Source organism: uncultured Cetobacterium sp., from assembly GCF_945952365.1.
Taxonomy (GTDB): domain Bacteria; phylum Fusobacteriota; class Fusobacteriia; order Fusobacteriales; family Fusobacteriaceae; genus Cetobacterium_A.
On the sequence record NZ_CAMFHX010000041.1, the window covers coordinates 1 to 14,770 of the forward strand.

Here is a 14,770-nt window from a genome sequence, read left to right on the forward strand (position 1 = left end):
TAGATTATACCACACAAGGAACTAAACCTCTTCTTAGGTTGACGGGCATGGACGGGACCCCTACTTAAATAAAAAAAGACTACTCCCTAACGAGTAGCCGTTGATTTTGTTGAGAAAAATGCAAATTTGGTGCCAAAGGACAAAAAAACCGACGCGAGGCCTATTACCATAAACAATAGGGGTATAAGACTACCAATTGTGGGTAAGAGGCTACTTGAAATTTGACAAGTAGCCTCTTGTGTGGTAACCTAGTTTTATAAAATGTTTAATTAAGGGATAAGACTACTATTTGTGAATAATTAAAAATAAAAATGGAGGGGTACAATTGCCTAGAGATGTTGTAAAATATCATAATGATATGAATAAAGTCAATCTTGGAGTTTTTTCAACAAAAGAGTTGGATTTATTTTTTTCAATTTGTTTTAAATTAAAAGAACAAGGAACTAATGAAATAAAAATTTCTTTTGATGGACTCGTGTCAGTTTTTTTGTCACTTAGCACCAAATTTACAACTTTCTCAATAAAATAAATGGCTATCCACAAGGGTAGCTTTTTTTATTCTAAATTTTTTTAAGATTCGTTTAAATAAGGTGTACCCTAAATAGATAATATATTTTTTATAAATCTCAACTCTTAAATATATTTTCAGACATATTTTTCAGATAACAATCTGTTATTTACTTCACATAGATAATCATATATAATATACTCAGAATTTTACTAAAATTTAATCTTAATAAAAGATTAAATTTTTATACATGATGGAGGATAGAAAATGAAAGTTGGATACGTCAGAGTTTCTACTATAGACCAAAACGAAGGTCGGCAAATGAAGAGAATGAAAGAGATGGGTATCGAGAAAATATATCTTGAAAAAAGTTCAGCAAAAGATATCGAGGGCAGACCTGAACTTAAAAACCTATTAGAGTTCGTGAGAGAAGGTGATACAATCTATGTTCATGATTTCTCTAGATTAGCTCGGTCAACAAAGGATCTTCTAAATATCACAGAGATTTTAGCAAAGAAAAAAGTGGATTTAGTTTCATTTAAAGAGAATATAGATACCTCAACTCCTACTGGGAAGCTTATGTTAACTATGATTGGAGCTATAAATGAGTTTGAAAGAACCAACCTTTTAGAGCGTCAGAAAGAGGGTATATTTATAGCTAAAGAACTTGGTAAATATAAAGGACGTAAACCCATTCCATTTCCTGAGAACTGGGAAACTATATATCCTAGTTGGAAAAATAGAGAGATGACTGGTGTTGCTGCTATGAAGCTTTTAAAACTTAAAAGATGTACCTTCTACAAGCTTATTAAAGACTGGGAGGAGAGAGAAAATTCTTGAACTTAATCTTTATTGATTGAGTTTTTTTTATTTAAAAAAAAGCTTGATTATATGTCGTATATAACATATAATTATAAAAAGAGGTGATACTATTGTTTGAAATTAGTTTTTATGAAAAAGAAAATGGAAAAATTCCTGTAAAAGATTTTTTATTAGACCTTGAACTAAAGATGAGAGCTAAAGCTTTAAAAGAGATTGAAATTTTACAAACATTTGGTAGTGAACTTCGTGAACCACATGTAAAATACATGCAAGATGGAATTTTTGAACTTAGAATAAAAAGTGCAAATAACATATCAAGAATTTTTTATTTCTTTTTTACCAAAGAAAAAATAATACTTACAAACGGTTTTATAAAGAAAACTCAAAAAACACCAAAAAAAGAGATTGAAAAAGCTATAGAATATAAAATTGACTATGTTAGGAGGAATGAAAATGAAATTTAATGATTTTTTAAATGATCAGTTAAAGAATAAAGAGTTAAAAAAAGAATATGATAAACTAACTCCAGAATATGAGATTATATCAGCTATAATAAAAGCTAGAAATGAAAAAGGTTTAACTCAATCAGAGTTAGCAAAAACAATTGGAACTGACCAAGCCCGTATCAGCAAATTAGAAAAAGGAACCTTAAATCCTAGTCTTGATTTTTTAAAACGTATAGCTGATGGACTAGGGCAAGAACTTCATATCTCATTTATACCTAAGCAAAGTTAAAGCCACAAAAAACTGGAGATCTCAAAACCTCCAGTTTTTCACATTAAACTCTTAAAAAAACCTTAAATCTACTCTTTTTTCATAACCCCTCTAATAGAGAGCCTTTTGAGCCTTCATTTTTCATATCCCCTACATCTATCTTTATTTCTAAAATACGATTTTTTACTATCCCTCTCCTATTGGGACTTTTTAAAAATCATCAAAAAATACCCACTAAAAATGACCCTCTAAAATCGATTTTAAGGCCCTTCAAAAATCGATTAGGTATAAAAGTATACCCCAATTTTTACTAGCCTTTATTTTGACATCTATTTTTACAGGTTTTTTGCTATTTTGTCCGTTAATGATGTATAAACGAAAAAAAGTTCGACGAGCGAACTTTTCCCATTTTTGTACTTACTACAATAACAAAGCTTATTTGTAATACTTCATTATACCACACTCTTTCTTTATTTCCCAAGTCTCTTTAAATTCTCTCTTCTCAATAACTCCTCCAACAGCTCTTTAGATGCAAAAACTCTCAAAGGATTCTCTTTGAAAGAATACTGGAACTCATAATTTTCAAAAACCACTTCAATAACTTTTTCCAATATCTCAATCTCTACCTTCTTTTCTAAAAATAACTCTGTCAAAACTACTTCATCCATTCCAATTTTCTTGGCCAATCTTCCTACACTCAAATTTTTTAAACTCATCTCTTTTCGAATATTTCCCATAATATCAAACTTTTTCATCCTGCACCTCCATATTTTTAAAAGTATTACTAGGGTTTTTCCCTAGTAATACTCCACTAATCCATTTTCATAAAAACTGAAATACTCCGTCTCTGAAATAATGAAATGGTCCAACAATTTCATATCTATTTTGTCAAAAATCTCTTGCATCTCAAGAGTCAATTCTATATCTTTTTTAGATGGAGTCAAATTTCCACTTGGATGGTTATGTACAAATATAGCTCCCTTGGCACTTGATAGAATAGCTTTTTCTATTATCAATCTTGGATAAACAACACTTCTATCAATAGTCCCACAAAATAAAGTTTCATCACTCACAATTTTATTATTACTATCAAGAAATAAAACTTTGAACTCCTCATGCTTCAAATATCCCATTTGCAAATTTAGATAAGATATTAAATCAGCCTTGCCTCTAAGCAAAACATTTTCTGATTTAATCCCACCTTTTAAAAATTCAGTCATTAACTCCACAAACTCAAGAGCGTTCACATCTCCAGCTTTTACAGCCTTTCTCAACGCACCAACACTTTTAAAACCTAAAACACCTAAAATATTTTTCATAACCTACCTCCTTCAACATCTAAATGAAAAGTTCTTAGCTTCGCCGCCGGGGGGCGAGACCCCCGACCCCAACAAACCCTACAGGAGGCGAGAGAGAAAGACAAAAAACCCGGAGAGCCCCTACAGAGATATAAATTTTTAATGACCAAAATAAAAAGTTCTTGAGCTAAATATGCCTAAGCATGAATTTCTGAAAAATCAAGGGTGCGGTAGCACAGAGCTTGCCCTTGATTTTTTTAAGATAATTCATGCTACACACCGACTGCTCAAGAACTATTTTGGTCATTAAAACCATCTCGATAGGGGCTCCAAAAAATTTGTATTTCTCTCTCTTCTTTTCCAAAACTGTCTAAAAAATATTTAAAACTTTTTTCCAAAAACCTATGTCTAAATATTATATAAAATGCTAATAATATAATTTAATCCCCCCCGGAACCTCTGTAGTCCCCCCCTACAGAGGTTCTTTCATTTTTTTCATAAAAAAAAGAGACTACATTTGTAATCTCCCAAGTTTTACTATTTTAAACTAACTGTTTCAATCTATCTTTTAAAAATCTAAGGCTTTTCAGCCACTTTACCATTTTCAAAGCTGTTTCGTAAACATTTAGTGTTCCCATTTCATCAATTACTAAACAATCTTTTATTATAGCTTGAGTCATCCAAGAACCTCGTGCAAATCTTGAAGGCTTTCGGATAGTGTCCCCATAACTCTCATTCAATATATCCAATCCTTTATATAACAACGAGATATCTTTCTTATCACTCCAAACTTTAAAAACAAATTTTAAATTCTCATAAATACTTTTATCATGTTTTGAACTAGATTCTATTTGTAAATAATATCCATACTCTTCAAAATCAAGAACATTCTGGAAAAAATAACACATGAAACCACCATTTTGATTAGCTGTATAATGCCAATTAAATTCAATTTCTTTTGGCATAACACCCTCTGATTTAAGTTGGACAAAGGCTTTATCTAACTCATTATAAAACCCAATAATCTCGCTCCAGGTAAGAGTTTCCCTTCGTAAATCTCTATGTTTAAAATTTTCTCTTTCATTTTGGATATCTTTTAAGTTTATTAGATAATCTTCAAATATAATATTACTGCCTTCATAGTTTCCAAATATTTCAATAATCTCCTCTCTTAAAAGAGTCTTAGTATTTTTTCCCTCTTGAATCCGTGAGATATAGGTATAACTCTCATCTCCAGTTTTATAATAGATACAATAAACATTCTCCTCTGTAACACCATAACTTTTTATAACCTTTTCTCTGTAACCACTCATCTGATTTTCTCTTTCAGATGTGAAAGTTTTATCCTCTATTATTATATAGATACTTTTATTTATAATTAACAAAATATCAATCGACATATGTTGTTTTTTTACTTCTAAACTATTTATCTGAAGATTTTTAATTTCTAATTTTTCCAAAATTTTATCTATAAAAACTCTAGCAAACCTATGTTCAAACGGATATCTCTCTTTAAATCCATCTTCATAATAATCTAAAATATAGCATATAAAAGCATCTTGAGATAACTCAGTCGTTGCAAATTTAAATATATTTGGTCTCATTCTAATCCCTCCACAGTTATTTTTCTAGATTATATTCCTTTAATATTTAGATGTAAAATATATAATTTGAATCCTCTATAACAGCGTTTTAAGTAACTCCCAAACGTTAATTCTATATTTACCTTTCTAAAAGTTCGCTGAGCGAACTGCTGGCGGAGATTGCAAATGGAGGAGAAAAACCTAAATTCCCGCCACATTTTATTATTGATGATAGACAATATGTCTATTATCTCTACAAAAAATGGGAATGCCCCGACAAGATAGCAGTAGAGGGAGGGTGGGGAATTGAAGTGTGGGCGTAGTTGCTACCTCTTGCCCGTGAAGGCTCTGCTGAATCTAGCTTTCAATCTTACTAACTCAGCAAAAAAGAGCCTGATTCTATCCCAGAGGGAGCAAAATGAGGGAAAGGCATTGGCCACCCCCAAGAGCGGTCCCCCCAAAAAGGGAGTACCGAGGATGGGGGATGCCGGAAGGGGGGCTTGGGGGGAAGAGCGGCGGGGGTGGCCCAAGCCCACACATTTTTTATGGAAGAAAAGAGCCTGTGGCCTACATCCCATATCTCTGCCCCAAATATGTGCCTGGCCACAGGCTCGGTCCCGCCGAATACCGGCTCTCACAGGAGGCGGGATTTCTGGAATAAAAAATTACCTTATTTATATCTCATTTTCATATTTTTTAAAAACATCTCTATACTTAGGAATTTCTAGCAATAAATAATTTATTGAATCTTCCCACAATTCCTCATTATATATATCAAATTCCACACTTTTCATAATCATACTTGATTTATTATTTTCTAAATTTCTCCATTCTAATTTAGAGCCAATTTGATCTTCTATTTCTAATTTTTTATTTTCAAAAAAATTATAATACTTTTTATTACTATCAATATAAACCTTTATAGTTAAAATTTTTTTTCTACTATCTATAGAAATATATAAGTGATAATCTTTACAAATAGCAACATCTATACCTACTGTTTTAATTAGTCTATATTCATTTGAAGATAACTTTCTTTTTATTAAAGCTATTTTTATGAAAGTACTCCAATATTTTTGTTGTAAATCCTTTAAGCTCATATTATATATAATTCATAAATACTCAAACGTATCTACTTCTTCCTCCTTCTTATATTTTAATTTTATAAGATCATCAAGTATTACTCCAATTTTTTCTGATTTCATTAATATCTTTCTTGAATTTTAAATCTTTCAAATAATATTCATACATCTTCTCTGTAGAAAGTTTAAGCAACTCTATTTTCTTTCCCGGGAAAATCTCAAATGAAACTTCTCCTATATAACTATGTTGTGTTTCTTCTGTTGGAAACAGAAAAGCATTGTAGTATCTACTTTTTTTAATATCTGCTTTTTCATAGTATGCTCTATATGATTCTTCATATAAAAATTGTTTACTTATATCTCCTATTCCAGGAATACTATTTTTTAGTTTTCCTTTTTCATCAAAATCAGTCTCATAATACTTGGCATCATAGATATGTAAATCATTATCTTTTTCAAGTACAATATCAGGAACAAAGGTTGTACTATAGTTATCTTTTTCTCCGTTAGTAGACCTCCAAATTGGTTTAGGAATTTTATTTCTAAGAGATGAATCATGTCCTAAAACAATCTGACAAACATTTTCCCAAACTGAATGATAGGATGTGGTCCCATAGATATTAATATCTTCATAACAACTATGTATTTTCTCTTTTAAAATAGCTTTCATCAATTTTAAAAGATTAATTTTTCTTTCTGAAAAAACTTCTCTTAACTCTAATCCTATTTTAAATATTTGATACTCTTCATCCCCTATTAAATCACCATCAAAATGAAAATCAAATTGAAATCCATCTAATCCAAATTTTCTAAACTCTTCAAAATATACTGCTGCATCTGTTAAAAGTTTTTTCTGAATACTTCTAATATAGTTTTCTTGCTCCTCTTCAATATCATGAGTATAGTAATTTACATAAATTGGATTCTTCGAACTATTAAAGTGATTATCTAGTTCATCTATAGTTTTATTCCATTCAATCTCTCCATCTCCACAAATAGTATAAATATCTCTATCATTTGCATATAATCCATATTCTAAATAATCATCAATTAAACTCTTATATAAAGAGAAAAGGTTCAAATACTCCTTTTTATCATTACAATCATTCTCTAACAATGAACTATTAGATTTATTATACTTCTCAAATACTCTAAAGATATTTTTTACATACTCTCTCTTTTCCTCTTCAGAATAATTTTTTTGAGGATTTTTTTTATATTTTGGAAAAACTATAATTATACAATCTGTTAACGCAATCATTCCAACAAATTTAAATCTAAAATATTGAGAGTCTAAAATTAAAATATTGTTATCTATCAAATTATTTAAGAATTGACTATTTTCAAACTGTGAATACTCGTTTAAACTATATCTTTCTAACTCTTTAAAATATAAGATTTTCATAAAACTACGCCTGCTCTTCTATATTCAACTTATCTAAAAACTCTTCGGAGTAGATACACTCTCCTGTTTTATATTTTTTTATAAGTTGAGAAAAACTTAAAATATCTTCTGTAAATAATCTTTTTCTAACACTTATTTTATGCTTCAAAACATCATCAAATATATACATCAATAGTTTATTAAGATAAGGAGCTTCATTTATCCATAAAGTTGTAGTTTCATTTTTATCTACATCTTCACTAAATTGTTTTAAATTTATAAAAAATGGAGCTATCAATCTATCTTCATTTATTCCATTTTCAAGTAAAAACTCATTTAATTTCTCTCTAAATTTATTCCAAGGAATGTGTTTAGAAACTTTTTTTATATCATTATCATTTTCAAACTTTAAATCAACGTAATATTCTTTTCCAACTTCTCCAAATTTTTCTGCATTATCATCAAGACCTACATATTCAAAGCTCCATCTTCTTTTAAAAGCTGTATCAAGAGGATAAACACCCTGATCTGCATTGTTCATAGTCGCCCATATATATAGATTATTCGGTAAAATTAAACCTTTTCCAAAATACTCTTGATATTGATTATCATCTTCAAATTGCTCTTTTAAATATTTTTCCACTTCTGTTGATATAGCTATTGGATACTCACTTTTTCCATCTTTATCTCTATCTAAAAGCTGAAATATATTTCCAAAAACTCTGTCTGCTTTAGCTCTATTTATCTCCTCTATTATCAAAAGAAACTTATGCCCTGGATTTTGTAAAGCTTTAACTAGAGTTGTCATCAGTGGCCCAGGAATATATTTATATACTATATTCTCTGAATCCATCTCACTAGGAACTGGTTTATATGTCCCAACAAACTGCCCATATGTATATCCATCATAAAAAGTAACTCTTTCAATTGGATTTATGATTTCTTCTATAACTTTAATTTTTTTTCCATTATTTTTTTCTAAATCTACTAATGGAGTAAACATATCAGTTCTAGCTCCAGTTATTTTATGAATTGTTGCACTATATCTTCTATTCGAATAGGCTTTCTCTTCTTTTATAAGCCAATTAACATCAATTTTACTTCCATCATTATAGTTTTTTGTAACTATCCCAAGAGCTCTGACCACTGTTTCGTTTGTATGTCTATTTAAAGTCTTAATTCCAATATAATCTCCAGATTTAATCTCTTTTACTTTATTTAAAAATTTATCTTCCCAACCATTTTGCCAATAACCATTTTTTATAAATTCATCCAACTTATTATCATTTCCCCAAAAAGCTCCAACCAACCAATATTGTCTATCACTTGTATTATCATTTCCATCTGAATCTATAATAGTTTGTTCTATGGTGATATCCTCAAATATCTTTTCACTTTCTTTTTTTAACATACAACTCTTCCCAGTACCAGGTGCACCATATATAATTCTTTGATATTCCATTTTATCCTCCCCACTTTTTAATTCAATATCATTTTGATCCAAAATCTCTATAAAATTTTCTCCAGTTTCTATAAATTTTTTAAATGCTATAAAGCTATTAAAAGTAAACGAATAATCTTTTAGTTTTCCAACTTTTTCTTCTAATTTTTGCTTTAATTCTAATAAATTATTAGAATCTAATAAAAAGAAAAATATTTTATCCTCTATTAACTTATTCTCTAGCATCCTTTCTATATTCCTATTTAATCTGTAAATACTTGCATCTACAGTTATTTTATCGAGTTTCGTATTTCTTCTAGTAACATATTTATTTTCTAACCACTCTTTATACTTTCGTAAAATATTTTCTTTTAAGTATAAAGTTGGAGTTTGCTGACCTTTTGTTATAAATGAAATATCTGAAGATGAATATTTTTTTAGGATTTCTTCTTTGACTAAACTACCTTCAAAATATTTTCTCCCTATATTTTCTCCATTATACTCTAAATCTGTTTCATCTTTCACCTCATTCCAATCATAACACTCAAACATTCCAACGATTTTTGAATTTGAAACAGCAAAAACATATTTTAGAGTTGAGAGTTTACTAGATGAAATTCTCCATGATTTTCTTGCAACACTATAAACTTCTTCTTGTGTCATTCCTTCTCTATAACTTTGATTAATAATAACTAATAAACACTCTTCTTTCACTTTTACACCCCTCCATATTTTTAATTAATTCTAACACAAAAATGTTTTTACTGCTAGTACAAGAAGCCTCGCTCCCACGCCTTAGCTAGTCCGTGGTTTACGGCGTGCTCGCTCGGTGGCCGGGCCTTTCCCCCCGCCGGCGTCGCTACAGATGTTTTTTTAGTGCAGGCCGGCCCGAGTAAGGATATAAAAAAACATCTTCCGCTAGGCATCCCCGTTTAGCGGTACCGTTTTTTTTAAGCCGCCTCTTGGGGGGAAAGTCTTTGCTCCTCCTTAGGTCGTCGCGGCCTCGGCCACAGTGCCGTATCTACTGCAATTCTTAGCTCATATGAAAGCCATATTATCTATCCCAATGAAAAAAGTTATGGCGGGAACCCACCTCTCTCTCCTCTATCTGCAACCCCCGCCATCAAAAAAAGAGAGCTTCCGCTCTCTTGAATTTTAACTATTCAGAAACTTTGTTTCTTACAAATTCTACTATCTTATTATCACACTTATCTAAAATCACCATAATGTCCAAATCACTATCTTCATTTGGTGTTCCCCAAGCATATGAACCAAATATATATATCTTTTTAGGATGAAACTCTTGAACCAATCTTTTTTTAACCTCTTCAATTTGTTTTAAATTAATCATATTAAAACCATCCTTTCAAAATCTATCTATACTATTCCAATTTTCTAATTCGGGTAGAAATATTTTCGAGTCTTTCGGGTTGCCCGAAAGACTATTTTACACCAGAACCTAATTTAATTTTTTCAAATTAGAAAGCTCTAGCTCCATCTCTTTTAAAAGTTTTTTATATTCAAGTATCTTTTTTTCTAAAACTCTAATTTTTCCACTCGGAGTTTCTAAAAAATCCACAACTTCAATTTCGGGTACAAACTCTTTCGGGCAACCCGAAAGACTCTCTTCAACCTTTTTCGCTTCTATCACAGGCTTTTCAGCATTAATAATCTCTAAAATGTCCTCTATTCCAACTCTATCTTTTATCTTTGAAATCGTTTTTATAGCCTTTTCGGGTATTTGGAAAACCCTTTCATTTTGAATCGTCATAAAAAGTTCATTTCTCTTTAGCATCATATAAACAAGATCCTTTTTAAATCCCAATGCCTCATACCATTTCACAAAAGACCCTGTTCCTGCTGCTGCCAAAGTTTTTTGAGCCTCATAAAACATTTTTGACAACTCAATAGCATTTTTAGAAAGCTCATTTGCATGATAAATCGCCTTTTCTTCAAATCCAATCATTAACTCTTTTTGAATCTCATCCAATTCAAATTCATCATAATCTACAATTGGAACGTACTGCTCTTTCAGCTCAGAAACCTTTATAACTTCAACTACCGGTGTTTCTTTTACAATATTCGTCTCTTTAAATTTTTGCTCTAATTTATTTGCAATTTTACTATTTATTTTTTTCATTCAGAAACCACCTTTGCAATATGAATCAGAATATTTTGAACCTCATCTATTTTCTTTGAACTGCTCTCTAGTATAGTCTTTCCTTGATGTGTTAACTCAGATAAAAATGCCATCTGAGGTATCGGCTCTGCAAAATATATTGAATTCCCTTTTAAGAAATCTCCTAAAATATCCTTCCAAAATTTTTCAGCTTTTGTTTTAGAAAATTTATTTGGTACAATCGCTTTCACTTTTGATAAATCCACTTCGTTTGAAAGATTCAATATCCCCTTACAACTCGCAGTGTCTAACATTGTTGGAATAACAATCGTATCAGCAAGTTCTAAAAAACATTTATCAATATTCAAAACAGGAACCGAATCTATTAAAATATAATCATATTCCTCTTTAAATCTCTCTATTAAAACTTTTAGTTTTTTATCAAACCCTCTTTTAAAACTGCTGTCACTCAAAGGAATGTAGTATAAATTATCTCTAAGAGCTATTAAATCTCCATCTCCTTTTGATAACCAAGTTTCTAAACCTTTATCAAACTCAACATCAATTCCAGCATAAAGCATCACATTATTTTGTGAATCTGACGTTAAAACTAAAACTTTGTTCTCATCTATATTTGAAATTATATGGGCCAGTTGTAAAGTCAACCAACTTTTTCCAACTCCACCTTTGTTGTTTTTTATTGTGATAACTTTTCCCATTATTCCTCCCACTTCAATATTACATCACTTTTTTATAAATTATAGATTTAATATCCTCTAAGGTCAACGAATTATTTAAGAATTTTTCTATTAACTCATTAACAATCTCTCTTTTAATCTCTAAAATCTTTTCATCCGAAAGATTCAAAACAACTTTATAAACCTCTATTGCAGTATTTATAAATTCATTCAACTTTTGAATATCATTCAATGGAGTCTTCTCAGAAGTCGTTGATTCTTCTAGGTGTTTATTCTCTTCAACCACTTTCGGTTGCTGTGTCTCATCATTTTTCTGAAGAACTTCAACCTCTTGAATCTCCTCAATTTTTGAATTTAAATTCTGAATCTCGCCCTCAGAGCTTTCAGATAAAACTCTTGGATACTTAATCAAAAATTCTGTGATAATAGATTTTCTTCCAGCTAAAAATGCTAACTTTTGAACTTTTGTTTCTGCCCCACACCGAGCAATATATTCACGATACGCATACGATTCAATTCCATTTCTAACTTTCTCATCTAACTTTTGAAACTCATTAAAAACATTTTCAGAAAATCTATTTTTTTGAGAATCTTCATTTGATGGGTTAAAACTATTTTCCGAAACCCCATCAGAAAGCTCTAAAACTGCTTTTTTTGGCGTTTGAATAATATCAGCTATGTCTTCGTACCATTTTTTCTCTAAACTCTTTAAAAAATAGGCTCTAGGACTTTTTAAGTTTTTTTGCTTTGATAAATAAATTGCAGCAGCTTTCACAGATTTAAATCCATACTTTGGAATTGAATCTTGAATCGTCTTTGGCATTGATTTTAATTTTTTAGCAACACTCGGCAACAGTTCAAAAATTTCTCGAACCATTTCAACTGTCACATCCTCAATAGTTAAAATCTCCTCTTCCTCATCTTCAGCTTTAAGTTTTTCAATAATCCTAGAAGTTGTATTCAGAGTTTCAATTTTCGATTTCAAATCCTGGATCTCTTGCTCTATTATCTCGTGTTCAGTATCACTGATTGTCATATCAGTTGATAAACTTCTAAAATCATTGAAATCCTCAAAAAATCTTTCCTGTTTATCCAAAATTGTAATCTCAGAAAAATCTATTTCAATCTCTGATTTTTCCCAAGTAGTTTCTTTTAAAAATTTAAAATTTTCAATCAAATTTTTATTTTTTAACTCTTCAAAAGCTGACTCCAAAGTTTTTATAGTTTGATGTAAATTTCTTTTTTCAAACTTTAACGGAATTCTTTTTATTAAAAAGACTGTATCAATTGTCAATTTAGACTTATTAAATCTAAGTTTTTCAATCAACATATATATTGTTCTAGCAACAGAAGAGTTTATCTCTAAAAGAAGATTGCTATCGTAAACTAGATATCCTTTTTTTATCATGTTATTGTAAAAGTGGTCTGAAATCTTTATCCAGTAAGCTTCTTTTATTCTCTTATCATTGAACTCATTTCTTAAATGCTTAAATTTTTTATCTAATAAATTTCGTGCTCTAAAACTTAAAATAGATGTATTTACCTCTTCTGACAAAATACCTTTAAAATCACTCGAATACATAGTATTTTTAAAAACATAATTTGTCGAAGATAGTCTAGCTAATGAGCTTTTTATTATACTTCCATAGTTTTTCGAATGAATTTTAGCTTCAGATTTTATTTCTGAACTTGTTGTATAAAACTCTTGCTTCATTCCATTTTTTTTCATAATTGACATCAATGCAATAAAGATAATCTCCTCTGTTTCCCCTGGAATATATTCTCCTGCTGATGGAGTGACTGTAATAAAGGTATCTCTATTTTTATTAAAATAATAACTTGTTATTTCATTTTTTCTCTTTTTAGTATTTTTAGAGAAAATTGGAAATTGAACAATATTTATATCAACTCTCACAAGAGATTTATTTTTTATAGAATTTTCATCTACATAAAGTTCCTCTTCTAAATAAAAGGTTTCTCCTGTATCAATTGTTTCAACATCTAAATAATTATCTAAATTTTTTTTAATTTTTTTCACAAAAATAGACTCCTTTTTCTTAGATATAAAAAATGCTTATTACTAAGGTATATCTCCAAAAAAACGTCATTTTTTTCTTAAAAATAGATCGTTTTTAGCCAAACTATACCTCCGTCATAAGTAAAATATCAGTTTTTTTGGAAAATATCAAGTTTTTTTGGAAAATATACCTCTTTCACAAGTAAAATGCAAACTATACCTCAGTAATAAGTAAACTATACCTCAGTAATAAGTAAACTATACCTCAGTAATAAGTAAACTATACCTCAGTAATAAGTATACCCTCAAAATCCATCTAGCCCAGTAAAATCAAAGTCTAAACGCCTAAATAACACATGTTTTTTTTGTACATAACAATATAAACAATATTTACAATATAAACAACTATATACAATGTGTTTTTGTATATAAAATTATTCTTAGTAATTTATAATAATTAGTTCAATTAATTTTAGAGATTATACTCTTTACTTTTTTGTAAAAAATAAAGAGAGAAGCATTAAAGCTTCTCTCTCTTAACAAATTCTATTTGAGAATGATTAGTTATCCTAGGTTTAGGATAATTCATATCTCCCTTTTTTATATATTCATCTTTTGTGCTATAAAGCGTATGAGTATTCTTAACAGACAAAAGCGTTCCAACTAAATTTAAAATAGCAAATATAATCTTATACACTTTTGTCGAATTAGACCACATACTATTCTCCAACTATTGGTACATTCTCTACGAAGAATTCAAAAGCTCTAAGCTCTGCTCTTTCAGTTTCAATTCTTACTAAAGAGGTTTCACTAGATTTAATCTCCTTCTCCAATTGAGTTTTCCACTCTGTGAACGAATCATATCCAGATCCTGCTGGAAGAGGTTTCCCTTCACTTTGTAAAACTTCAACATACATAAGAGCTGACCTATCATCTGTAAGCTCTCTCAAATAATTCTTTTCGTTACTAATTGATTTCTTTTTCTTTTCAATCTCAGCCTCTAAAATCCAAATTGCTTCTTGATTAGTCATAATAAAAACCTCCTAAAATTTTTTATTATATAAGGAAACTATAGAAAAAATTTATCCAAAAAATATTGAAAAA

General features: G+C 29.7%; 15 protein-coding genes. 4 read left to right on the forward strand and 11 right to left on the reverse strand.

Annotated features, from left to right (window positions below):
* The first annotated feature begins 325 nt into the window (after positions 1-325).
* The 4 genes from Q0O83_RS11865 to Q0O83_RS11050 all read left to right on the forward strand — a co-directional run bounded on the left by Q0O83_RS11865 (position 326) and on the right by Q0O83_RS11050 (position 2,065).
* Complete coding sequence (locus Q0O83_RS11865; protein ID WP_366515965.1) at positions 326-529, forward strand: RepB family plasmid replication initiator protein; 204 nt, start codon at positions 326-328, stop codon at positions 527-529.
* Between the two features lie 246 nt (positions 530-775).
* On the forward strand, positions 776-1,348 hold the full coding sequence (locus Q0O83_RS11040) for a recombinase family protein (protein ID WP_294097091.1): 573 nt from the start codon (positions 776-778) through the stop codon (positions 1,346-1,348).
* A gap of 83 nt (positions 1,349-1,431) precedes the next feature.
* A complete protein-coding gene (locus Q0O83_RS11045; RefSeq protein WP_294097092.1) occupies positions 1,432-1,794 on the forward strand; it encodes a type II toxin-antitoxin system RelE/ParE family toxin in 363 nt (120 codons plus the stop codon).
* Positions 1,784-2,065, forward strand: a complete 282-nt coding sequence (locus tag Q0O83_RS11050) for a helix-turn-helix transcriptional regulator (protein WP_294097093.1) — start codon at positions 1,784-1,786, stop codon at positions 2,063-2,065. The genes Q0O83_RS11045 and Q0O83_RS11050 overlap by 11 nt, the downstream gene beginning before the upstream one ends.
* Positions 2,066-2,514: 449 nt before the next feature.
* Here Q0O83_RS11050 and Q0O83_RS11055 read toward each other — a convergent pair whose 3' ends face one another.
* The 11 genes from Q0O83_RS11055 to Q0O83_RS11105 form a co-directional block, all read right to left on the reverse strand.
* Positions 2,515-2,799, reverse strand: a complete 285-nt coding sequence (locus Q0O83_RS11055; RefSeq protein WP_294097094.1) for a hypothetical protein — start codon at positions 2,797-2,799, stop codon at positions 2,515-2,517.
* A 42-nt stretch (positions 2,800-2,841) separates the two neighbouring features.
* Complete coding sequence (locus tag Q0O83_RS11060) at positions 2,842-3,363, reverse strand: JAB domain-containing protein (protein WP_294097095.1); 522 nt, start codon at positions 3,361-3,363, stop codon at positions 2,842-2,844.
* Positions 3,364-3,884: 521 nt separating this feature from the next.
* On the reverse strand, positions 3,885-4,946 hold the full coding sequence (locus Q0O83_RS11065; protein ID WP_294097096.1) for a PD-(D/E)XK nuclease family protein: 1,062 nt from the start codon (positions 4,944-4,946) through the stop codon (positions 3,885-3,887).
* 653 nt (positions 4,947-5,599) lie between these two features.
* Positions 5,600-6,025, reverse strand: a complete 426-nt coding sequence (locus Q0O83_RS11070; protein WP_294097098.1) for a DUF4268 domain-containing protein — start codon at positions 6,023-6,025, stop codon at positions 5,600-5,602.
* A 73-nt stretch (positions 6,026-6,098) separates the two neighbouring features.
* Positions 6,099-7,412: an LlaJI family restriction endonuclease gene (locus tag Q0O83_RS11075; protein WP_294097099.1), complete on the reverse strand. Its 1,314-nt coding sequence runs from the start codon at positions 7,410-7,412 to the stop codon at positions 6,099-6,101.
* Positions 7,413-7,416: 4 nt separating this feature from the next.
* Positions 7,417-9,546, reverse strand: coding sequence for a hypothetical protein (locus Q0O83_RS11080; RefSeq protein ID WP_294097100.1), 2,130 nt, complete (start codon positions 9,544-9,546; stop codon positions 7,417-7,419).
* A gap of 445 nt (positions 9,547-9,991) precedes the next feature.
* Positions 9,992-10,183: a nucleotidyltransferase domain-containing protein gene (locus tag Q0O83_RS11085; RefSeq protein WP_294097101.1), complete on the reverse strand. Its 192-nt coding sequence runs from the start codon at positions 10,181-10,183 to the stop codon at positions 9,992-9,994.
* 108 nt (positions 10,184-10,291) lie between these two features.
* Positions 10,292-10,972 (reverse strand): hypothetical protein, encoded by a 681-nt coding sequence (locus Q0O83_RS11090; protein WP_294097102.1) that lies wholly within the window; start codon positions 10,970-10,972, stop codon positions 10,292-10,294.
* Positions 10,969-11,670 (reverse strand): ParA family protein, encoded by a 702-nt coding sequence (locus Q0O83_RS11095; protein WP_294097104.1) that lies wholly within the window; start codon positions 11,668-11,670, stop codon positions 10,969-10,971. Before Q0O83_RS11095 ends, Q0O83_RS11090 begins: the two co-directional genes overlap by 4 nt.
* Positions 11,671-11,689: 19 nt before the next feature.
* A complete protein-coding gene (locus Q0O83_RS11100; RefSeq protein WP_294097105.1) occupies positions 11,690-13,687 on the reverse strand; it encodes a hypothetical protein in 1,998 nt (665 codons plus the stop codon).
* Positions 13,688-14,385: 698 nt separating this feature from the next.
* Positions 14,386-14,697: a hypothetical protein gene (locus Q0O83_RS11105; protein WP_294097106.1), complete on the reverse strand. Its 312-nt coding sequence runs from the start codon at positions 14,695-14,697 to the stop codon at positions 14,386-14,388.
* Positions 14,698-14,770: the final 73 nt, after the last annotated feature.